This window comes from Plantibacter sp. VKM Ac-2876, from assembly GCF_015350715.1.
In the GTDB taxonomy this organism is placed as follows: Bacteria; Actinomycetota; Actinomycetes; order Actinomycetales; family Microbacteriaceae; genus Plantibacter; species Plantibacter auratus.
Genome location: NZ_JADKSI010000003.1, coordinates 801,307 through 821,321, shown reverse-complemented (window position 1 = coordinate 821,321; position 20,015 = coordinate 801,307). Strand labels below are relative to the sequence as shown.

Here is a 20,015-nt window from a genome sequence, read left to right as displayed (position 1 = left end):
CCGGCCCGCCCACCGCGGCGGCGGAAGCCGATGTCCACGTCGATGCTGCCCCGCCGGTCGACCCTGTCGGTGCTCGTGTTCCTCGTGCCGCCCCTCGTCCTCTACGGTGTCGCCGTACTGCTGCCGATCGTGCAGTCGCTGTTCCTCAGCCTCTTCTCGTGGGACGGCATCACGGACATGGCGTTCGTCGGACTCGACAACTACGTCAAGATGCTCACCCGGGACGACGTGTTCTGGACCTCCTTCGGCAACGCCCTCGGCTACCTCGCGATCTGTCTGGTGCTCCAGCTCGGCGGCGCGCTCCTCGTCGCCGGACTGCTCACCGCCCTCCCCCGGGCCCGCGAGCTCGTCAAGACGCTGTACCTCCTGCCCGCCGTCATCTCGACGGTCGCGATCGCCATCCTGTTCCAGCGGCTGTACGCGCTCGAACCGGTCGGGCTGATCAACCAGCTGCTCGCGTGGGTCGGACTCGGCGACCTCCAGACGGCCTGGCTGTCGAACGTGCAGACCGTCCTCGCAGCCGTGTCGATCCCGGAGGGCTGGCGGTTCACCGGCCTGTACATGCTCATCATCTACGCCGCCCTCATGGCCGTGCCCCGCGACCTCGAGGAGGCCGCCCGGCTGGACGGCGCCTCCTGGTGGCAGATCTTCTGGCGGATCCGCTTCCCGTACATCCGGCCGGTGTGGATCACGACGACGGTCATGGCGACGACCTTCGCCCTCCGCGGCTTCGACATCCCGTACCTGCTGACGAACGGCGGTCCCGGTCAGTCGTCCGAGCTGCTGACCACCTACATGTACAAGACGGCGTTCGTCCACACGGACTACGGCTACGCCAGCGCGATCTCCATGTTCATCGTCGTCGAGTGTCTCGTCGCCGTCGGCCTCATCTTCCTGCTGCTCCGACGGAAGGACAAGTCATGACCGCCACCCTCCCCGCCCGGCCGACCGAACACGTCGCGCTCCCGGCGGCACCGACACCGAAGCGGAAGCCCCGGCACACCCCGCGCGTGCGGGTGCAGCGGACGATCCTCACCGTGACCGTCGTCGCGATCGTGCTCGTCCAGGTCTACCCGCTCGTCTGGTTGCTCCTCACGAGCTTCCGGACGGCGGCGGACTTCGCCGGTGGCAACCCCTTCGCGCTACCGTCCGAGTGGACGCTCGACAACTACGCCAGAGCGTTCTCGACCGGCAACCTCGGGCTCAACATCGTCAACAGCCTGATCGTCACCCTCGGGTCGAGTGCCCTGATCGTCATCGCCGGCATGATGGCGGCCTACGCGCTCCAGGTCCTCGGGTTCCGGTTCAGCGGGCTCGTCCGCGGCCTGTTCCTCCTCGGCATCATCGTGCCCGTGCAGATCGCGCTCGTTCCCCTGTTCATCGACTACTCGCAGGTCGGTCTGCTCGACACCCACCTGTCGATGATCATCCCGCTGGCGGCGTTCGCCCTGCCGATGGCGGTGTACCTGTTCTCCTCGTTCTACGAGTACATCCCGAGGGAGATGTACGAGGCCGCGTCGCTCGACGGGGCGGGCCCGTACCGGATCTTCGGCCAGATCACGTTCCCGCTCTCGGTCAACACGATCATCACCGTCGTGCTCGTCAACAGCATCTTCATCTGGAACGACTTCATCTTCGCGAACACCTTCGTGCTCTCGGACGGATTGAAGACCATCCCGCTCGGCCTGCAGAACTACATCGGGGCGATGGGGAACACTGATTGGACGGCGACGTTCGCCGCCGTCTGCGTCACGGTCACACCGCTGCTGCTGGTGTTCCTCGTGTTGAACAAAGCGATGATCAGCGGCCTCGAGAGCGGAGCGACCAAGGGATGAGCAGCACCGACCAGCCGAAGCCCGGCGCGGACCACCCGAAGAACACCTCGGGCATCACGATGCGCGACGTCGCGAAGGCCGCCGGCGTCTCCGTGGCGACCGTCTCGCACGTCGTCAACGACAAGCCGGGGTCGCGGATCGGCGAGGACGCCAAACGTCGGGTGCACGAGGCGGTGGCGGAGCTCGGCTACCGGCCGAACGCGCTCGCGAAGACGCTGTCCCAAGGGCACTCCCGGTTCATCGGCCTCGTCGCCGACGCGATCGCGACGACCCCGTTCGCCGGCCAGATCATCCACGGCGCCCAGGACGAGGCGTGGCGCCACGGCTACGTCCTGCTCGTCGCCAACACCGACGGCAACACGGCCGCCGAGGAGGAGGCGATCGCGATGATGCTCGAGCACCAGGTCCGCGGGATCCTCTACTCCACCTGGTTCCACCACGAGATCACCGTGCCAGAGGCACTCCTCCAGACCGACACGGTGCTCGTGGACTGCTACGCCGCGGGCAGCGGGCTCCCGGCCGTCGTCCCCGACGAGGAGCAGGGCGGGCGGACCGCGACCGAGGCGCTGCTCGCGGCCGGCCACCGACGGATCGCGTTCGTCAACACGACGACCCCCTCACCGGCACAGACCGGCCGGCTCGCCGGATACCGATCGGCGCTGCAGGCGGCGGGGGTGGCGTTCGACGACGCCCTCGTGTTCCCGGCCTCGCCGGAGCAGGAGGGCGGGTACGCGGCGACCGCCGAGGTCGTCGACTCGGGCGCCACAGCGGTGTTCTGCCACAACGACCGCGTGGCGATGGGACTCTACGACGGCCTGCGCGAGCGCGGACTGCGGATCCCCGACGACATGGCCGTCATGGGCTTCGACAACCAGGACGTCATCGCCGCCCACCTCCGGCCTCCGCTGTCGACGGTCGCCCTCCCCCACTACGAGCTCGGCGCGGCCGGTGTCCGTCGGCTGCTCGGTCTCGACGCCGCGCTGCCCGACGGGCCGCAGCTCATCGCCTGCCCGGCCGTCCCGCGGCACTCCGTCTGAGGGCGCGATCGTGCACGACGAGCAGCACGCCCTTCCCCGGCCCGGCTTCCACCTGACGCCGCAGCGGAACTGGATGAACGACCCGAACGGCCTGGTCTTCCATCGCGGGCGGTGGCACGCCTTCTTCCAGTACAACCCGGAGGGTGGCGACTGGGGCAACATGAGCTGGGGTCATGCCTCGAGCGTCGACCTGCAGCACTGGGACGAGCATCCGGTCGCCCTGCGGTACACCGCCGAGGAGCAGGTGTACTCGGGATCCGTGGTCGCCGCAGGTCCCGACGGACGCCTCACGGCGTACTACACGAGCGTGTCCACCGACGGTCGGCAGGCGCAGTCGCGGGCGACCAGTGACGACGACGGGCTCACCTGGCAGCGCGACCCGGAGAACCCGATCCTCGACCGCGGCTCGCACGCGTTCCGCGACCCGAAGATCATCCGGTACGAGGACGCCGCGGGCTTCCGCTGGATCATGCTCACGGTGGAGGCCGTGGAGCGTCAGGTCCTCGTGTACTCCTCCACCGACCTCCGCACCTGGGAGCACGTCAGCACCGTCGGTCCGTTCGGTCCCACCGGCGTCGTGTGGGAGTGCCCCGACCTTATCCCGCTCGCGGTGGACGGCCGCCCGGACGAGATCCGGTGGGTCCTGCTCCTCAGCACCAACCCGGTCGGCGACGCGCAGGACCCGGACGGGTCGTCGATGAGCTATCTCGTCGGCGACTTCGACGGCTCGGTGTTCACGCCTGAGCGGGCCGAGCTGCAGCGGCTCGACCACGGTCGGGACTTCTACGCCGCGGTCGGGTTCGACCGCGCTCCGGACGGCGAAGCGGTGATCCTCGGCTGGATGGGCAATTGGCGCTACGCGGCCGACCTCCCCGCCTCGCCGTGGCGGGGAGCAATGTCGCTCCCCAGACGCCTCTCTCTCACCACGGTCGACGGCGAGCCGCGACTCGTGCAGGAGCCGCCGGCCTTCGTCAGGGAACGACTCGCCGCGATCGAACCGACGACCGTCGTCCTGTCCTCGGACGCCGTCGACCTGGCGCTCGACGGAGACGGCGTGGTCGAGTTGCGCTGGGATCCGTCGGTCACGGGTGAGTTGCGGCTCCGACTGACGGCCGACACCGACGGGGCGGTCCTCATCGTCCACGACCCGGCGGCGGCGTCACTCGCGGTCACCCGGTCGGGCGGCGCCATGGACACGGTGCACCCCGACTTCGCCTCGACGAGCATCGTCCCGCTCACCGGCGATCGTCCGGCGCGGCTCCTCCTGAGCCTCGACGGCCCGCTGCTCGAGCTGTTCGTCGACGGCGGTCTCGCCACCGTCTCCGACCTCGTCCTCCTCGGGAGCGGACGACCGACGCTGACCCTCGCGAGCGAACGCGCCAGTCCTGTCTCGGTCGCCGTCGCCGTCGCCGTCCTCGACCGGGCGCCCGCCACCGACCAGGTGCACGCGCTCGCCTGAGCATTCCTCCACCGCACCATCCCCGCCACGGGTGCCTTCGGCGCGCCCGCGGCACCGACGAAAGGAACAGCAATGACGCACGACCTCTCCCGCCGGACCGTCCTCCAGGGCGCCGGCCTCGGAGCGCTCGCCTTGTTCGCGAGTGCCGGCACGCCCCTCGCCGCCCAGGCGCAGACCACCGCCCAGGCGCAGGCCTCCCTCAGATCGGTGTTCCACATGACGCCGCCGTCGGGGTGGCTCTGCGACCCGCAACGACCGGTGTTCACGAACGGCGCGTACCAGCTGTACTACCTGCACTCCGGCCAGAACAACGGTCCGGGCGGTTGGGATCACGCGACGACGACCGACGGCGTCGCCTTCACCCACCACGGGACCGTCATGCCGCTGCAGCCGGACTTCCCGGTGTGGTCCGGATCCGCCGTCGTCGACACGGCGAACACCGCCGGTTTCGGGGCGGGTGCGGTCATCGCCCTCGCGACGCAGCCCACGGACGGCGTCCGGAAGTACCAGGAGCAGTACCTCTACTGGTCGACGGACGGCGGCTTCACGTTCACGATGCTCCCCGACCCCGTGATCGTGAACACCGACGGACGTGCGGCCCAGACCACGGCGGAGATCGAGAACGCCGAGTGGTTCCGGGACCCGAAGGTCCACTGGGACGCGGCCAGGAACGAATGGGTGTGCGTCATCGGCCGGGCGCGCTACGCGGCCTTCTACACCTCGCCCGACCTCACGACGTGGCAGTTGCAGCACAACTTCGACTTCCCGAACCACGACCTCGGCGGCATCGAATGCCCGGACCTGTTCCGGATGCGAGCGGGTGACGGCAGCTGGCACTGGGTCTTGGGCGCCAGCATGGACGCCTACTCGATCGGCCTGCCGATGACCTACGCCTACTGGACGGGCACCTGGGACGGGACGCGGTTCACGGCCGACGACCTCACCCCGCAGTGGTTGGACTGGGGCTGGGACTGGTACGCCGCCGTCACCTGGCCGAAGGCGGAGTCGCCCGACGACCGCCGGCTCGCGATCGCCTGGATGAACAACTGGAAGTACGCGGCCCGCGACGTCCCCACCGACGCCTCGGACGGCTACAACGGCCAGAACTCGGTCGTCCGGGAGCTGCGACTCGAGGCGCAGTCCGGTGGTCGGTACAGCCTGCTCAGCTCACCCGTGGACGCCCTCGCCGGGTATGCGACCTCCACCGTCTCCCTCCCGGACCAGACGGTCACCGGGAGCACCGTCCTGCCCTGGAGCGGCCGGGCGTACGAGATCGAGCTCGACCTCACCTGGGACACCGCGACCAACGTCGGTCTCTCCGTCGGGCGTTCGGCGGACGGCTCTCGCCACACCAACATCGGGAAGGCCGGGGCCGAGCTCTACGTCGACCGCGCACCGTCCGACCTGGCCGGCTTCTCGCTGCAGCCGTACACTCGAGCCGCAGCGCCGATCGACGCGGCTGCACACTCGGTCCATCTGCGGGTCTTCGTCGACACGCAGAGCGTCGAGGTCTTCGTCAACGCCGGTCACACCGTCGTCTCGCAGCAGGTGCACTTCGCCGAGGGCGACACGGGGATCTCGCTCTACACCGACGGCGGCCCGCTGACCGCCTCGGGGATCACGATCCGCGAGTTCGGCACGGTGATCTGAGGCGAGCACTCGCATTCATACGTCAGGATGGACGGATGGATCTGCAGAACCTGGTCGAACACGGGCGTTGGACGACGGCCCCTGCGGCGGTGACGACGGAGCCGGACGGTTCCCTGCTCGTCACCGCCGTCGAGGGCAGTGACGCCTGGCGGCACACCTCCTACGGTTTCGTCCACGACACGGAGCACGCGCTGATCGCGCCGATGCAGCGACGGGCGGCGATCGAAGTGTCGTTCGTCCTCGACGGCTCCGAGCAGTTCGATCAGGCCGGTGTGTTCCTCCGCGCGTCCGAAACGACGTGGATCAAGGCCGGGGTCGAGGTGTCCGACGGGGTCGCCCAGCTCGGTGCGGTCGTCACACACGGCACCTCCGACTGGTCGATGGCACCGGTCCCGGACTGGCTCGGACGAACGGTCACCGTGCGCGCGAGCCGAGACGGCGACGCCGTGACCGTGCGTGCCCGGGTGGATGGCGAAGCCTGGCGACTGGTCCGCGTCGCCCATCTCGACCCGGAGACCGACGTCGAGGCGGGGCTCTTCTGCGCGGCCCCGACTCGCGCCGGCCTCACCGTGCGGTTCACCGCCGTGCGTCTCGGTCCGCCGGACGACGCGCTCCACGGCTGACCGTCTGCGCGGTCGCGGCATTGCGCTCCGCGAGCTGCGCGAACGCGGTGACGAGCTCGGGCGGCTCGACGACGTCGACATCGGTGTCGAAGCGGTTCACGGAGGCGGCGAGCGCCACCCACGACCATGCGCCGGCGGTGTAGCGCGTGCGGTCCGGGCCGAGGGGCTCGGCGGTGCCGTCGCCGACGAACGGTCGGACCGCCTCGAACGGCAGGTGGAGCACGACGGTGCCGACACAGGGCCAGGCGTCGGTCTGCTCTGAACCCTTGAACCGTGCAGCCACGAACGCCTGCACGTCTCCACCCGGCACCTCACGCGGACGGAACCGCGGTCCGGTCGGCGTCCTCGGCACGATGCGGTCGGCGCGGAAGATCCGCCAGTCGTCGCGATCGAGATCCCAGGCCACGAGGTACCAGCGCCCCTGGGAGGTGACCAGGTGGTGCGGCTCGACGCGTCGAGGGGGTTCCGGATCATCGTCGGATCGCCCGAAGCGGAGCACTTCCCGCGCGCGGATGGCTGCGGACAACGCGAGGAGGACCGGCACGGCCACTTGCGGGGTCGGTCCGTCGCCTGAGCGGGGCACCGAGGTGACGTCGAGCGCGTCGAGTCGATGCCGCAGCCGCGACGGCAGGACCTGCCGCACGGTCGTCAACGCTCGGAGCGCGGGCTCCTCGAATCCGGATCCCGCGACGGCGGCGGTCTGGAGGGCGATGGTGAGCGCGACGATCTGCTCGTCATCGAAGAGCAGCGGCGGGAGTTCGCTGCCGGCGTCGAGGTGGTACCCGCCGTCCGGCCCCATGGTGGCCTCGATGCGATATCCCATCTCCCGGAGTCGGTCGACGTCGCGGCGGATCGTGCGATGGCTGACGTCCAACCGGTCGGCGAGCAGGGCGCCCGGCCAATCGCGTCGTGCCTGCAGGAGCGAGAGCAACTGCAGGAGTCGGGAGGTCGGTGAGGCCATGGTGCGAGCGTAGTCCGAGTGCAGGACATGATCTGTCCTAGACGCCTGGGACAGTGGTGCTCGACCGGGAAGAGCCCGGCACGACTCGAGGAGCACGCATGAGCATCACGACCACGACCCACCTCAACTTCCAGGGCGACGCCCGCGCTGCGCTGGAGTTCTACCAGTCCGTCTTCGGCGGGCGGACGACGATCGCGAGCTACAGTGACTTCGGAATGCCGAAGGAGGCCCCGGGTGCCGAGCTGGTCGTGTTCGGTCAGGTCGAATCCGAGGACGGCTTCCGAGTGATGGCGTACGACAGCCCCGGAGCTCCGTCGGCGTCCCTGATCGGCTCCGGAACGACCCGCCGCGAGCATGGGACCACGGTCACCGAACAGTCCTGCTTCGTCGCGGTGCGCGGCGAGACACTCGCGGAGGTCGAAGTGTTCTGGAACCGACTCGTCGTCGGAGGTTCGGTCGTCGAGCAGCTCGCGGCCTCTGCATGGAGCCCCGGCTTCGGCATGGTGACGGACCGGTTCGGCGTCACGTGGGTGCTCGACGTCGCGGCGGCCGGCTGAGGCGTTCGCGCACGTCCTGGAGCGGACGGAGAACGGGCCGGTGCGGACATCAGTCCACACCGGCCTGTTCCGGTCGTCAGGTAGCGGTTCAGCGCACCCTGTCGAACCGCTGCCCCTCAGGCTTCGAGGGCAGGAGGACGAGCACGAAGAGGATGATCCCGCCGATCGACGGGATGAGCGAGAGGAAGTAGAACGGCCCCGGGAAGTTGGCGTCATGGAGACGGCGCCAGATGAGGGCCAGGCTCGGGACGATGGTCGCCAGCCAGATGAGCGCGAGGAGCACCAGCCCGATCAGGATGAGGGTGCGAGCTCCGGGGATCTCGAGGATGCCGGGCTGAGTGTAGTACGTCTGGGAGCCTGTGCTGCTGTCGAACACGACCGGCTCGCGCTGCGCAGCAGCCGAGGCCGCCCCCATCACGATGCCCGTGACGAAGAGGATGTTCGGGATGAGCGTGACGAGGAAGATGAAGAGCGCGACCCACCAGTACTCGCTCCGCGAGGCACGGCCGGAGAAGGTCGTGAACTTCCGGAGGTAGCGCTTGACCGCCTGCGGGAACGTCGCGCCGTAGAGCGGGAGCGACAGGTCGTCCGGTGAGGCGGCGCCGCGGATCGGCGCGGGGGCGTACGGCTGCCCGTACGTCGGCGTCGCAGGGTACTCGGGGGTGGCGTGTGAACTCATGGTGTCTTTCGATCGTGGTGCAGGGTCACTGCGATCCTGGCAGAACACCCGTCCACCGCCGAACGACTTGCGTGGGTGCCCGCCGTCGGGCATGCTCCGCGCCGGTCGTGCCACCGCTGGTCCCTGAGCCTGCCGAAGGGCCACGGGGAACTCGCCGATCCGGCCGGCCCGTCCCCGGTCCCTGAGCTTGTCGAAGGGCGCACGGAGGACTTCCCCAACCGGCACAACTCGGCATCTGGAATGTCAGTGGTCCATGGTGGACTTGTCCCATGACCGAGACCACCACCGCGATCCGCGACGGCGACGAGTACGCCGCGCAGCTCGCGCAATTCTCGGACGAGTATGCGGACATCCACCGGCAGCAGGCCGTCTTGGACGCACGCAGGGCGCGCCTGCTGGCCCGCTCCGCCGCGTACGCGGATGCCTTCGCCGACTCGGTGGTCCCGGCCGCGTTCCCGCCCGCTGAACGCCGTGCCCTGTCTCGCCGGTCAACCTGCGCGGCCCTCGCGATGGCGACCCGCACACCTGAGCAGACCGTGCAGCGGGCCACGAACGACGCTGAGGCGCTCGTGAACGAGGCCCCGTCCGTTCTCGAGTCGTTGGAGGCAGGTCGCATCTCGGCTCGGCATGCCAAGACCATCACCGATCAACTCAGCGACGTCCCCACCGAGGGACGGGCGGTGTTCCTCGCGAAGGTGCTGCCCGTGGCCGAGCAGACCACCGACGCGGAGCTCCGCAGGCGCGCCCGCGTCCTGCGCGAACGCCTCCACCCGGAATCCATCACGACCCGCTCGAAGCGTTCCGAAGCGGACCGTCGCGTCGAGTTCGAGCCTGCCGCCGACGGGATGGCGTGGGTGCACCTGTTCACCACCGCACCCATCGCGCAGGGCATCATCGAGCGGGTCGAAGCAGCGGCCGCGGAGTCACGCCAGGCCGGCGATACCCGCACGTGCGCACAGCTGCAGGCGGACGCGCTCGCGGCGCTCGCGCTCACCGGCGTCACGCCTGACGACGTCATGACGAGACCGGTCCTCCCGCACCCGATTGAAGTCCAGGAACACATCAAACCGACCGTGCAGATCACCGTCCCGGCACTCACCATGGCCGGCGTCTCCGACGCACCCGGCATGCTCGATGGCTACGGTCCGATCGACCCGGAGACCGCCGCCCGCATCGCGGTGAACGCACCCAGCTTCACCCGGATCCTCGTCCAACCCGAGACCGGCGCCGTCCTCTCGGTGGGGCGGAATCAGTACCGCGTTCCCGCCGACCTCCAACGGGCGGTGCGCCTTCGGGACGGCACCTGTCGCGCACCTGGCTGCGGGAGACGAGCCCGGGCCTGCGACCTCGATCATTCGGTGGCGTGGGAGGACGGCGGGACGACGGATGTGGGCAACCTCGCCTGCCTCTGTCGACATCACCACCGGATGAAGCACCTGCCCGGGTGGAACCTCGACCACGGGCCCGGCGGGGTGCTCAAGTGGACGACGCCCGACGGAAAACACCACCGGACCGAACCCGATCCCGCGCCCTTCTGACCTCCGCCGGTCCCTGAGCCTGTCGAAGGGCAGCTGAGTCGTGACACCTCGGTGACCGGAGGAGACCCACCCGGGGTGCGCCCGGCCCCTCTGCCGGTCCGAGGGCGCTCCAAGCCCCATTACGTCGGGGAAAGCGCTTGCCGAGCGCCGCTCGCACCGGTAGCCTCGTCCGGAACCCCACCCGGAAGGCCGCGATGCTGCGCCGACACGAGCACCCCACCACGCCGATCGTCGTCAACGACAACGCCGCCTGGTGCTGGTTCCAGGACGAACGCGCACTCGTCGATCCGGTCTCGAACCTCCTCGTCATTGGGTCGATCGCGTCAACGGGCGGCGTCGACGGCGAGCAGCGCGGCGGCAACGTCGAGGTCGCCGTCACCGACCTCAGCACCGGCGCCGCCGACATCGTCGTCCTGCACGAACGCCTCGAGTCCGACGACCACGATGTGCCGGCCCTCTGGCGGCGGCGCGACGGGCGCTGGCTCGCGATGTACACCCGCCACAAGACCGACGACCTCACCCGCTGGCGCATCAGTGAACCGCACAACCCGCGCCAGTGGGGGCCCGAGCACACGTTCGACTGGAGTGCCCACACCGGCGGACTCGGCGTGACCTACTCGAACCTCCACGAACTCGACGGCCGCCTGTACTGCTTCGCGCGCGCCGTCAACGACGACCAATGCGCGCTCGTGTCGGACGACGACGGCGACACCTGGAGCTACGCCGGCAAGCTGTTCACACGGCCGAAGGTCGGCTACGTCAACGGCTACACGCGCTACGTCTCCTCCCCCGGTCGCATCGACCTCATCACCACCGACCACCACCCGCGCGACTACGACAACAGCATCTACCACGGCTTCCTCGACGCCGACGGGCTCCACCGAACCGACGGCGCCGTCGTCGACCCGCATCCGTTGCGTGGCGATGCACCATCGCAGGTCGAACTCACCACCCTCGTCGCCGCCGGCTCACGAATGCCCGACGGCGGCAGCTGGGCCGGCGACCGACTCTCCCACTGCTGGACCGTCGACGTGCGGCGAGCCCCCGACGGCACCGTGGCCGCCGTGGTCTCCGCCCGCGCCGACGACGGACCGGCACATCCAGACGAGGCGACCGAACGCCTCCGGCCCGTCCTGGACCATCGGTTCCTCTTCGCCCGCCTCACGCCCGGCGGCTCCTGGCAGGTGCACCCACTCGCCCTCGCAGGCCCCGGCCTCCTCCCGCACGAGCAGGACTACACCGGACTCGCCGCGATCGACCCAGGCGACCTCGACTCGCTCTACGTCTCGACGCCGATCGATCCCCGAGACGACCGGCCGCTCGCCCACCACGAGATCTTCCACGGTCGCACCGATGACGACGGGGCGACCTGGACCTGGACACCGGTCACCGAGGGCTCGGACGTCGACAACCTGCGACCGATCGTCGCACCCGGTGACCCCTCGACCGTCTCGCTCCTCTGGTTCCGCGGAAGCATGGCGAGCTCGCAGGACTACCGGTGTGAGGCCGTCCTGCTCAGGCTGCCACGCACCGACTGACGACCGGTCACTCGGGCCAGGACACCTCGCCACTGAAGTCCGGGTGCTTGCGGAGGTAGGCCTGGATGAAGGGGCAGTACGGCACGATCATCAGTCCTCGCTCGACCGCATCGTCGAGCGCCGCGGCGGCGAGGACGCTGCCGAGCCCCTGCCCACCGAAGTCCGGATCGATCTCGGTGTGGGTGAACAGGATGCGCCCCGGTTCCTCCCGGTACCCGGCGATCCCGGCGACGCGCTCCCCCACCCGGATCTCGTACTCGTGACGCTCGTCGTTGCGGACGACCTGCGCGCCGTCCTCGGGTGTGCTCGATGTCGACATCGGGGGCTCCCTTCCATTCGTCCCCCACTGTACGTCGAGCGATCCGTCATGTGCTGTTTACGCAGCGGCCGATTCCGCAACGTGCCGGAAACACGCGCACAGGCCATCGGAAACACGCCGGTGTCACGCTGGGCGCACCCGACGCGCTCCAGCCGCGTCCCTGCGGAGAGGCACCTCGAATGGATCAAGGAAACACAGCGTTCATCCTGATATCAGCGGCACTCGTGCTGCTCATGACACCAGGGCTCGCGTTCTTCTACGGCGGCCTGGTCAAGGCGAAGAGCGTCATCAGCATGATGATGATGAGCTTCGGCGCACTCGGCCTCATCGGCGTCCTCTGGGTGCTCTACGGGTACGCGATCGCGTTCCCCGGCTCCGAAGGCACCGTCGCCCCCTGGGCGATCGACACCGGGAACATCGGCCTGACCGCCGCCCTCGAGACGCCTGAGGGAGCGGCCTACCCGCCACTCGCCTTCGTCGCGTTCCAGGCGACCTTCGCGATCATCACCGTCGCCCTCGTCTCCGGCGCCATCGCCGACCGCGCGAAGTTCGGATCCTGGATGATCTTCGCCGGCATCTGGGCGACCGTCGTCTACTTCCCGGTCGCGAGCTGGGTGTTCAACTTCGGCCTCGCCGACGACGGCAGCTTCGCGTACGGCGGTTGGATCACGCACGGCCTGCAGGACGTCTTCGGCGTCGGCGTCATCGACTTCGCCGGTGGCACCGCGGTCCACATCAACGCCGGTGCTGCAGCCCTCGCCCTCGCACTTGTCCTCGGCCGCCGCGTCGGGTTCAAGAAGGGCGTGCACGTCCCCCACAACCCGCCGTTCGTCCTCCTCGGCGCCGGTCTGCTCTGGTTCGGCTGGTTCGGCTTCAACGCCGGTTCGGAACTGGCTGCCGACGGCACCGCGGCACTCGTGTTCGTCAACACCATCGCCGCCCCGGCAGCAGCCCTGCTCGCCTGGCTCGTCGTCGAGAAGATCAAGGACGGCAAGCCGACCTCCGTCGGTGCCGCATCGGGCGCCGTCGCCGGTCTCGTCGCGATCACCCCGGCGTGCGGTTCGCTGCACCCGATCTGGGCCATCGTCCTCGGCCTCGTCGCCGGTGTCGTGTGCGCCCTCGCCATCGAGCTGAAGTTCAAGCTCGGCTTCGACGACTCGCTCGACGTCGTGGGCATCCACCTCGTCGGTGGCCTCATCGGCACCCTGTACCTCGGCTTCTTCGCCAACGGCACCGGCCTCTTCATGGGTGGTGACGCTTCGCAGCTGCTCGTCCAGGCGATCGCCGCGTTCGCCGTCCTCATCTACTCCTTCGTGCTCGCCTTCATCATCGGCTTCGCGATCGAGAAGACGATCGGCTTCCGCGTGAAGAACGAGGACGAGATCGCCGGCATCGACACCGTGGTCCACGGTGAAGAGGGGTACGTCCTGGTCGACACCAAGGCCTGATCCACCGGCCTGAACGACCTGCCCGACCCGACCCGACGAGGACGAGATGCGCGGAGCAGCTGGACCCGAACCGGCTGCCACCCCCGCTCATCTCGTCCTCGTCGACGTCGCGTCACGACCACCGGCCGACCCGGGCGCGCCCCGGCTCGTCCGGTTCGCCGACCTCGTGCGGCAACCACTCGACCGCGGCCGAGGCAGCGTGCGAGACGTCTGGACGAGCACCGACGTCGACCGCCGCATCCGCTGGCGCCTGCAGGTCGTCGAGCTCCGTGACGCCGCCGGACTCATCGCCGCTCCCGAGGACATGAACCACGCGATCGTCGGCTTCGCCGGCCCACAGGTCGCGGTCCGCGCGGGCGGGAACGAGCTGAACGGCCCCGGACGCATCCTGCACCGCGACGAGGTCCTGACCGTCCGCGAATCCTCGGTGCGTCTCTCGAGACCGCGGCTGCGGGCCTCGGGGTCGAGCTCGATGATCCTGTTGAGCTACAGCACCTCGGAGGACCCTCCGACGCTGAACTTCGAGCAGCCGGAGACCGCACACGATCCCGCCGACGGCCTGCGGATCACCCTCGCCCTGCGCGGTCCGATCCGGCGCGGCGAGGGCGAGGTGCCGCAGGGTGCCGCCCTCGTCTCTGCGCCGTTCGCCGTTCCGCCGCGCTACCGCTGACCGCTACCGCTGACCGGCGGTCCGGCCGTCGGCGAACCGCTGTCGCGCGTGCTGCTGCCGCGACCCGACGGGCACCGCCTCGGTCGCCGCGGGCAGCCCCATGGACGGGGTCGACACGTAGATGCTCTCGGCGCGATCGACGAGGAACGTCTCGTGCCAGACGCCGACGGCCTTCGGCGCGGACCTGGCGCGCTTGTTGAACCGGGACCAGGCAGGCCGATGGGCGGAGGCCGGTGCCGACGCGTAGGCGTAGAGCTTGTCGATCGACGACCAGTACTGGACGAGGTACGGGCCGCTGGAACCGATCAGGATGTGCGAACCGAGGAGCCCGGACTCCGGGTCGGACATGAGCTCCTCCAGCATGCGCGGCATGTCACCGAAGATCGGGAGCCACTTGTCCACCCGCCACCACTGGTTGATGGTCATCCCGATGTGGAACACGACGAGCTCACCCTCGTGACGATGGGTGATTCGGCCGACGACGACGCGTGACATAGACTGCTCCTGTTCGATAGTGACGCTATCCAAGTTGGATAGTAGCACTATCCAGACGAGGGGGACAGGATGAGGATCTCGGAACTCGCGGCGGTGTCCGAGGTGCCGGTGGCGACCATCAAGTACTACCTGCGCGAGCAACTCCTCCGGGAGGGCGAGCGCACCTCGGCAACCCAGGCGAGCTACGGCGACGCACACGTGTCCCGGCTCCGCGTGATCCGCGCACTACTCACCGCCGGCGTGAGCATCGCGGAGACCCGCAACGTCGTCGCCGCGCTCGACTCGCCGCCGGCGGGTCCGTACGACCTCCTCGGCGTCGCCCACACCGCCGTCACCCCGCGCCCGAGCGGTCCGGTCGACACGACCCGCGCACTGGAGCTCTACGAACGACTCGGCGGGATCGAGGCGCAGTGCGATCCCGGACTCCTCGCCGGCCTGGCCGGGGCGCTGGACACCCTCGAGCGAGCCGGCTTCACCGTGCCACCCGCGGTGCTCGACCGCTATGTCGACGCAGCGCGCAGCATCGCCGAGGCCGAGATCGACGGCATCCCGGCGGACTCCCCCGAGCTCGCGGTGCAGTACATCGTGCTCGGCACCGTGCTCACCGAACCGTTGATCCTCGCCCTCCGTCGGGCGGCCCAGCAGGTGGTGTCGTCGGAGCGCTTCGCCGGGACGGAAGCCCCGGCATCCCAGCCGTCCTGACGCTCAGGCTCCAGCGCCTCAGGCGCCGAGTTCCGCCGAGGTGGGCGGGTTCGCTCCCGGCCGCGACACCGTGATGCTCGCGGCTCGTGCGGCACGGTCGAGCAGCTGCTGCAGCACCTCGTCGGACACCCCACGAAGCCGTTCCTCGGCCCCGGGCCCCGCGATACCGGCGGTCAGCAGTCCGTCAATCAGCGCACCCATGAACGTGTCGCCGGCACCGACGGTGTCGGCCACCTGCACCCGCGGCGTCTCGATCTCGAGCACGGAACCGTCTCTGACCGCGACAGCCCCGTCACCACCCATCGTCACGACCACGAGTCCCGGCCCGGCCGCGACCCACTCCCGAGCGGCGTCGACCGGCGCCACACCGGGCAGCAGGAACGCGACGTCCTCGTCACTCGCCTTCACGACGTGGGCGCGCGCGATGCAGTCGAGCGCCGCCTGACGGACGCGGGCCGCGTCGTCGATGAGCGACGGCCGGATGTTCGGGTCGTAGGTGATGAGTGCCGAGGGACGACGCGCCTCGACCAGCTCGCGGAGGCGGTCGGCACTCGGCTCGAGGACCGAGGCGATCGAGCCGGTGTGGACGACGGCGGCGTCCGGCGCACCCGACGCCTCCAGATCGAGCGAGAGGTCGAACTCGTAGGTGGCCGCGCCCTCGGCGTCGAGGGTCGCCTGCGCCGTGGACGTCCGACCGGTCGGAGCCGACACGAGGGTCACCGCGGACGCGTCGAGCCAAGAGCGGATCGCCGCGCCTCGCTCGTCGTCGCCCACATGGGTCACCAGGGCCGGGGCGCGGCCCAGCCGACCGAGGGTGATCCCGACGTTCGCCGGGCTGCCGCCGGGGCTCTCCGCCTGCGTCCGGTCGAGCCGCCGGACGATGTCGATGAGGGTCTCGCCGGCGATGAGGACGTCGGTCGTGGGGGCTGCGTGCATGGCATCTCTCTCTGCTGGATCCGAGGGTCGGGTGGCGTCAACCGGCGTCGGTCGACACCGCGGCGATGAGCGAGTCGCGCTCGATGATCGGCATCGTGACCAGTTCATGCCCGAGGGCGTGCTGGCCGAGGAGCATCGACGCTCCGAGCGCGCCGATCTCCTGATAGGGCAGCCGTGCGGTGGTGAGGCCCGGGCGCAGGTAGCCGGCGAGGATCTCGTCGTCGAAGGAGACGACGGAGACGTCCTGCGGGATCCGACGCCCCTGTTCGAGTAGCACCTGGTAGGCGCCGAAGGCGACGCCGTCGTTCGCGGCGAGGATCGCCGTGACGTCCGGGTGGCGCTCGAGGAGCGTGGCCGTCGCCTCGTAGCCCGGTTCCGGCTGCCACTCGACGATGTCGACGCGCGCCGGCTCGATCCCGGCCTCCGCGAACGCTGCGGCGATGCCCGCGAAGCGGAGTGCCACCGTCGCACTCTGTCGTGGGTCGCTGATGACGTCCTGCGGCAGGTCGCCGACCACGCCGATCCGTCGGTGACCCGCGTCGACGAGCCGTTTCGCGACCGCGTACCCGGCCGCGCGCTCATCGGGCAGGACATTCGCGTGTCCTGAGGAGGACGCTCCGTTGAGCACGACGACGGGGACACCGGTCGAGGTGGCGGGGAGGTCGATGAGGCGGGCGCCGAGGAGGCCGATGAGGATGCCGTCGACCCGGTGGTCGATCATCGTCTCGAAGGCGCGGGCGAGGCCGCCCTCGATCCCCTCGGTCTCCGCGATGAGCATCGTGTGGTCGTGGGCCTTCGACACCTCGAGCGCGCCGCCGATGAGCCCCGAGGCGTGCCGGGTGAGCGTGACCTCGTCGGAGATGAACCCGATCGTCCTGGTCTTCCCGCGGCGCAGCACCTGGGCCGCGGGGTTCGGGCGGTAGTCGAGCTCCGCCGCGGCGGCGCGGACCCGCTCGACGGCGTCCGCGGACAGCCGGGACCCGGGGCGGTCGTTCATGATCATGCTCACCGCTGCCTTGGACATGCCCGCGCGCTCCGCGACGTCCGCGAGGGTCGTGCGGCGGCGTTGCGTGGACATGACACTCCCTCGTGCGGCTTGCTGAATCAGTTCAGCATATCGCGCGGAGCTGTGTTATGTTTCGTTTGCTGAATCCGTTCAGCACCTTCATTCACGGCTCATCGTCCGCGCCCTGCGAACGGTCGGCCCCGATTTCGCAGGAGCAACAACGTGGTTGATCTGAGTCGCAGGGCGGCACTCGCCCTGCTCGGTCTCGGTCTGGCGGGCACGGCCATCTCCTGGCCGCGCCTCACCGGCGGAGACATCCCCGGCCGAGGTGACGACGCCCTCACCGTCGCCCTCTTCGGCACCGCCCAGGACGCCGCCGCCCGGCAGTCGCTCGTGGACGGCTTCCAGAAGCTGCACCCCGACATCCCCGTCCGGATCATCGCGATCCAGGGCCAGGACTGGGGCAACTTCTTCGCGAAGATCCTCACGATGGTCGCGGCGGGCACCCCGCCGGACATCGTGTCGGTCGCCACGGAGGGCACGCAGCTGTTCGCCGAGCGACTCGCCCACCCGATCGACGAGTACGTGCAGCGCGACGCCGCCGAGCTGCAGGAGTACTTCGACGACGTGAACCCCTCACTCATCGAGTCGTTCATGTACAAGGGCAACCTGTTCCAGCTGCCCGACAACTTCAACGCGGCGAACATGTACTACAACACCTCCGCGTTCGAGCGGGCCGGCCTCGAGCGTCCGCGCGACGACTGGTCGGTCGAGGACTTCTTCACCGTCGGCCGCACCATGCAGGCCAGCGCCCCCGGATCGTTCCTGCCGTACTTCTGGAACAACCGGCTCTGGGGCGGTGTCGTGCCCTGGTTGTACATCAATGACACGAGCTTCCTCACCGAGGAGAAGGCACCCGGCGGCGACTGGATGTGGTCGAAGTTCTACCCGAACGAGACCCCTCGTGGTGGTGGGTACCTGTGGGAGAACGCCGACGCGCTGAGCGACCGCACCGTCGAGAGCTTCGAGGTCCTGCAGCGCATGGTCTCCGAGGGCATCGCCGCGAACCCCGCCCAGGGCGGCGGCAACGAGCTCGTCTCGCTCTTCTCCCGCGGCTCGGTCGGCATGACGCCGGCCGGCGGGTTCTGGGTCAAGGGCCTCAACGACGCCGGCCTCGGCGACGACGAGTACGACGTCACCTACTTCCCGAAGATGCGCGGACAGCGCCACCAGTTCGGAGCCGGCGGCTACGCGATGATGCAGACCTCCGAACGCAAGGACGAGGCGTGGGAGTGGATGAAGTACTGCATCTCCGTCGAGGGCATGTCGATCGCGCACAGCCAACCCGACTCGTCGCTGCCCCGGCGCTCACTCAACGCCGAGCTGTACGGCGGTGACATCGGCCCGAAGCACTGGGAGGTCTTCTACGACACCCTCGACCGGTTCCCGACGACCGGCCCGATGCCCGCGCCACCCCAGCAGGCGGCCGTGGAGTCGGCCCTCATCAAGAACGTGGTCGGCACGATCACGAACGGCCCGAACGGCGTCCGCCGCGGCCTCGAGACGATGCAGCGGGACCTCGAGCTCGCGCTGAAGGGACGATGATGGCACTGCAGTCACCGACGGCGACCCGGGCACTGGTCGTCCCGCCCGAGGCCGAGACCGGACGGCGCAAGCGTGCTCCTCGCGGCAGCCGACTGCTCGTCTGGGTGTTCCTCGCCCCGACGCTCATCGGCCTCGGACTCTTCAGCTTCGTCCCGATCATCGGGTCGTTCGTCCTCGCCTTCTTCCGGTGGGACATCATCTCGGCACCCGAGTTCGTCGGCGTCGGCAACTTCGTCGACCTCGCCGCCAACCCCACGGTGCGCGTGTCCTTCCTGAACACGGTCGGCTTCGTCGTGGTTGCGGTCACGCTGCAGCTCGCCGTCGCCCTCCTGCTCGCGATCCTCGTGCAGTCGCGGATGCCGGAGTGGCTGCGCACCTTCTTCCGCTCCGCACTGTTCTTCCCGTTGGTGCTGTCGGCCGCGTCCGTGTCGCTCGTGATGTCGTACCTGTTCAACCAGGAGTTCGGCCTCGTCAACGAGTTCCTCGGGCTCTTCGGCGTCGGGAACATCGGCTGGCTGACGACCGGGTTCGGGGCGAAGATCGTCGTCCTCCTCGTCTACGTGTGGCAGAACTTCGGCTTCACCTTCCTGCTCTTCATCGGCGGACTCGCCGCGATCCCACGCGAGGTCTACGAGGCTTCGTCGCTCGACGGCGCGTACGGCTGGAGCCAGTTCCGGAACGTCACCCTGCCCCTCGTGAGCCCCACCATGCTCGTCGCGTCCGTCATGGCCATCATCAGCGCCCTGCAGATCTTCGACCAGCCGTACGTCCTCACGCGAGGTGGGCCGGGAGACGACACCCGTACCGCGGTGATGGTGATCTACGAGTCCGCGTTCCAGCAGCTCGACTTCGGTCTCGCCGCAGCGATCGGCATCGTGCTGACGCTCCTGATCATGCTCGTCACCGCCGCACAGTTCCGACTGAGCAAGCGTTTCGTCTTCTACGGATGAGGTCCCA

20 protein-coding genes are annotated in these 20,015 nt (G+C 69.4%); 14 read left to right on the top strand and 6 right to left on the bottom strand.

Annotated elements, in window-relative coordinates:
• Window positions 1-42 precede the first annotated feature (42 nt).
• The 6 genes from ITJ62_RS16315 (at window position 43) to ITJ62_RS16290 (ending at window position 6,604) form a co-directional block, all read left to right on the top strand.
• A complete protein-coding gene (locus ITJ62_RS16315; RefSeq protein WP_056013507.1) occupies window positions 43-924 on the top strand; it encodes a carbohydrate ABC transporter permease in 882 nt (293 codons plus the stop codon).
• Window positions 921-1,835 (top strand): carbohydrate ABC transporter permease, encoded by a 915-nt coding sequence (locus tag ITJ62_RS16310; protein WP_194604303.1) that lies wholly within the window; start codon window positions 921-923, stop codon window positions 1,833-1,835. The genes ITJ62_RS16315 and ITJ62_RS16310 overlap by 4 nt, the downstream gene beginning before the upstream one ends.
• Window positions 1,832-2,872, top strand: a complete 1,041-nt coding sequence (locus ITJ62_RS16305; RefSeq protein WP_194604299.1) for a LacI family DNA-binding transcriptional regulator — start codon at window positions 1,832-1,834, stop codon at window positions 2,870-2,872. The genes ITJ62_RS16310 and ITJ62_RS16305 overlap by 4 nt, the downstream gene beginning before the upstream one ends.
• 10 nt (window positions 2,873-2,882) lie before the next feature.
• Window positions 2,883-4,331, top strand: coding sequence for a glycoside hydrolase family 32 protein (locus ITJ62_RS16300; protein WP_194604296.1), 1,449 nt, complete (start codon window positions 2,883-2,885; stop codon window positions 4,329-4,331).
• A 72-nt stretch (window positions 4,332-4,403) separates the two neighbouring features.
• Window positions 4,404-5,981 (top strand): glycoside hydrolase family 32 protein, encoded by a 1,578-nt coding sequence (locus ITJ62_RS16295; RefSeq protein WP_194604293.1) that lies wholly within the window; start codon window positions 4,404-4,406, stop codon window positions 5,979-5,981.
• 35 nt (window positions 5,982-6,016) lie between these two features.
• Window positions 6,017-6,604 carry a DUF1349 domain-containing protein gene (locus ITJ62_RS16290; protein WP_194604290.1) on the top strand — a complete coding sequence of 196 codons (588 nt, stop codon included), beginning with the start codon at window positions 6,017-6,019 and terminating at the stop codon, window positions 6,602-6,604.
• Here ITJ62_RS16290 and ITJ62_RS16285 read toward each other — a convergent pair.
• On the bottom strand, window positions 6,558-7,565 hold the full coding sequence (locus ITJ62_RS16285) for a YafY family protein (RefSeq protein ID WP_194604288.1): 1,008 nt from the start codon (window positions 7,563-7,565) through the stop codon (window positions 6,558-6,560). The genes ITJ62_RS16290 and ITJ62_RS16285 overlap by 47 nt on opposite strands.
• Before the next feature lie 98 nt (window positions 7,566-7,663).
• Between ITJ62_RS16285 and ITJ62_RS16280 the strand changes: the two genes are divergently transcribed.
• Complete coding sequence (locus ITJ62_RS16280) at window positions 7,664-8,122, top strand: VOC family protein (protein ID WP_194604285.1); 459 nt, start codon at window positions 7,664-7,666, stop codon at window positions 8,120-8,122.
• An 88-nt stretch (window positions 8,123-8,210) separates the two neighbouring features.
• Here ITJ62_RS16280 and ITJ62_RS16275 read toward each other — a convergent pair whose 3' ends face one another.
• A complete protein-coding gene (locus ITJ62_RS16275; RefSeq protein WP_194604282.1) occupies window positions 8,211-8,801 on the bottom strand; it encodes a DUF805 domain-containing protein in 591 nt (196 codons plus the stop codon).
• Window positions 8,802-9,070: 269 nt separating this feature from the next.
• On the opposite strand from ITJ62_RS16275, the gene ITJ62_RS16270 reads away from it, so the two are divergent.
• Window positions 9,071-10,339, top strand: a complete 1,269-nt coding sequence (locus ITJ62_RS16270) for an HNH endonuclease signature motif containing protein (RefSeq protein ID WP_194604279.1) — start codon at window positions 9,071-9,073, stop codon at window positions 10,337-10,339.
• Between the two features lie 137 nt (window positions 10,340-10,476).
• Window positions 10,477-11,877, top strand: a complete 1,401-nt coding sequence (locus tag ITJ62_RS16265; protein WP_228498551.1) for a BNR-4 repeat-containing protein — start codon at window positions 10,477-10,479, stop codon at window positions 11,875-11,877.
• 7 nt (window positions 11,878-11,884) lie between these two features.
• Here the strand turns inward: ITJ62_RS16265 and ITJ62_RS16260 are convergent, their stop codons facing one another.
• Window positions 11,885-12,196, bottom strand: coding sequence for a GNAT family N-acetyltransferase (locus ITJ62_RS16260; RefSeq protein ID WP_194604276.1), 312 nt, complete (start codon window positions 12,194-12,196; stop codon window positions 11,885-11,887).
• A gap of 179 nt (window positions 12,197-12,375) precedes the next feature.
• On the opposite strand from ITJ62_RS16260, the gene ITJ62_RS16255 reads away from it, so the two are divergent.
• Window positions 12,376-13,644, top strand: coding sequence for an ammonium transporter (locus ITJ62_RS16255; RefSeq protein WP_079706939.1), 1,269 nt, complete (start codon window positions 12,376-12,378; stop codon window positions 13,642-13,644).
• Window positions 13,645-13,690: 46 nt separating this feature from the next.
• The gene (locus ITJ62_RS16250) at window positions 13,691-14,314 is read left to right on the top strand and encodes a hypothetical protein (protein WP_194604273.1); all 624 of its coding nucleotides are present in this window, start codon (window positions 13,691-13,693) and stop codon (window positions 14,312-14,314) included.
• A 3-nt stretch (window positions 14,315-14,317) separates the two neighbouring features.
• Here the strand turns inward: ITJ62_RS16250 and ITJ62_RS16245 are convergent, their stop codons facing one another.
• A complete protein-coding gene (locus ITJ62_RS16245; RefSeq protein ID WP_194604270.1) occupies window positions 14,318-14,809 on the bottom strand; it encodes a DUF4188 domain-containing protein in 492 nt (163 codons plus the stop codon).
• A gap of 69 nt (window positions 14,810-14,878) precedes the next feature.
• Between ITJ62_RS16245 and ITJ62_RS16240 the strand changes: the two genes are divergently transcribed.
• A complete protein-coding gene (locus ITJ62_RS16240) occupies window positions 14,879-15,511 on the top strand; it encodes a MerR family transcriptional regulator (protein ID WP_194604268.1) in 633 nt (210 codons plus the stop codon).
• 18 nt (window positions 15,512-15,529) lie between these two features.
• On the opposite strand, the gene ITJ62_RS16235 is transcribed toward ITJ62_RS16240, so the two are convergent.
• Complete coding sequence (locus ITJ62_RS16235; RefSeq protein WP_194604265.1) at window positions 15,530-16,447, bottom strand: carbohydrate kinase; 918 nt, start codon at window positions 16,445-16,447, stop codon at window positions 15,530-15,532.
• Window positions 16,448-16,484: 37 nt separating this feature from the next.
• A complete protein-coding gene (locus tag ITJ62_RS16230) occupies window positions 16,485-17,525 on the bottom strand; it encodes a LacI family DNA-binding transcriptional regulator (RefSeq protein WP_137243506.1) in 1,041 nt (346 codons plus the stop codon).
• Between the two features lie 150 nt (window positions 17,526-17,675).
• Here ITJ62_RS16230 and ITJ62_RS16225 point away from each other — a divergent pair, with 150 nt between their 5' ends.
• Both ITJ62_RS16225 and ITJ62_RS16220 read left to right on the top strand, forming a co-directional pair.
• Window positions 17,676-19,058, top strand: coding sequence for an extracellular solute-binding protein (locus ITJ62_RS16225; RefSeq protein ID WP_194604262.1), 1,383 nt, complete (start codon window positions 17,676-17,678; stop codon window positions 19,056-19,058).
• Window positions 19,058-20,008 carry a carbohydrate ABC transporter permease gene (locus ITJ62_RS16220; protein WP_079002957.1) on the top strand — a complete coding sequence of 317 codons (951 nt, stop codon included), beginning with the start codon at window positions 19,058-19,060 and terminating at the stop codon, window positions 20,006-20,008. Before ITJ62_RS16225 ends, ITJ62_RS16220 begins: the two co-directional genes overlap by 1 nt.
• Window positions 20,009-20,015 lie beyond the last annotated feature (7 nt).

Coding starts and splice junctions, on each gene's coding strand:
- ITJ62_RS16290 (WP_194604290.1), top strand. CDS start 6,017: ATGGATCTGCAGAACCTGGTCGAACACGGGCGTTGGACGACGGCCCCT.
- ITJ62_RS16280 (WP_194604285.1), top strand. CDS start 7,664: ATGAGCATCACGACCACGACCCACCTCAACTTCCAGGGCGACGCCCGC.
- ITJ62_RS16245 (WP_194604270.1), bottom strand. CDS start 14,809: ATGTCACGCGTCGTCGTCGGCCGAATCACCCATCGTCACGAGGGTGAG.
- ITJ62_RS16305 (WP_194604299.1), top strand. CDS start 1,832: ATGAGCAGCACCGACCAGCCGAAGCCCGGCGCGGACCACCCGAAGAAC.
- ITJ62_RS16220 (WP_079002957.1), top strand. CDS start 19,058: ATGGCACTGCAGTCACCGACGGCGACCCGGGCACTGGTCGTCCCGCCC.
- ITJ62_RS16250 (WP_194604273.1), top strand. CDS start 13,691: ATGCGCGGAGCAGCTGGACCCGAACCGGCTGCCACCCCCGCTCATCTC.
- ITJ62_RS16310 (WP_194604303.1), top strand. CDS start 921: ATGACCGCCACCCTCCCCGCCCGGCCGACCGAACACGTCGCGCTCCCG.
- ITJ62_RS16230 (WP_137243506.1), bottom strand. CDS start 17,525: ATGTCCACGCAACGCCGCCGCACGACCCTCGCGGACGTCGCGGAGCGC.
- ITJ62_RS16260 (WP_194604276.1), bottom strand. CDS start 12,196: ATGTCGACATCGAGCACACCCGAGGACGGCGCGCAGGTCGTCCGCAAC.
- ITJ62_RS16295 (WP_194604293.1), top strand. CDS start 4,404: ATGACGCACGACCTCTCCCGCCGGACCGTCCTCCAGGGCGCCGGCCTC.
- ITJ62_RS16275 (WP_194604282.1), bottom strand. CDS start 8,801: ATGAGTTCACACGCCACCCCCGAGTACCCTGCGACGCCGACGTACGGG.
- ITJ62_RS16285 (WP_194604288.1), bottom strand. CDS start 7,565: ATGGCCTCACCGACCTCCCGACTCCTGCAGTTGCTCTCGCTCCTGCAG.
- ITJ62_RS16240 (WP_194604268.1), top strand. CDS start 14,879: ATGAGGATCTCGGAACTCGCGGCGGTGTCCGAGGTGCCGGTGGCGACC.
- ITJ62_RS16235 (WP_194604265.1), bottom strand. CDS start 16,447: ATGCACGCAGCCCCCACGACCGACGTCCTCATCGCCGGCGAGACCCTC.
- ITJ62_RS16315 (WP_056013507.1), top strand. CDS start 43: ATGCTGCCCCGCCGGTCGACCCTGTCGGTGCTCGTGTTCCTCGTGCCG.
- ITJ62_RS16255 (WP_079706939.1), top strand. CDS start 12,376: ATGGATCAAGGAAACACAGCGTTCATCCTGATATCAGCGGCACTCGTG.
- ITJ62_RS16270 (WP_194604279.1), top strand. CDS start 9,071: ATGACCGAGACCACCACCGCGATCCGCGACGGCGACGAGTACGCCGCG.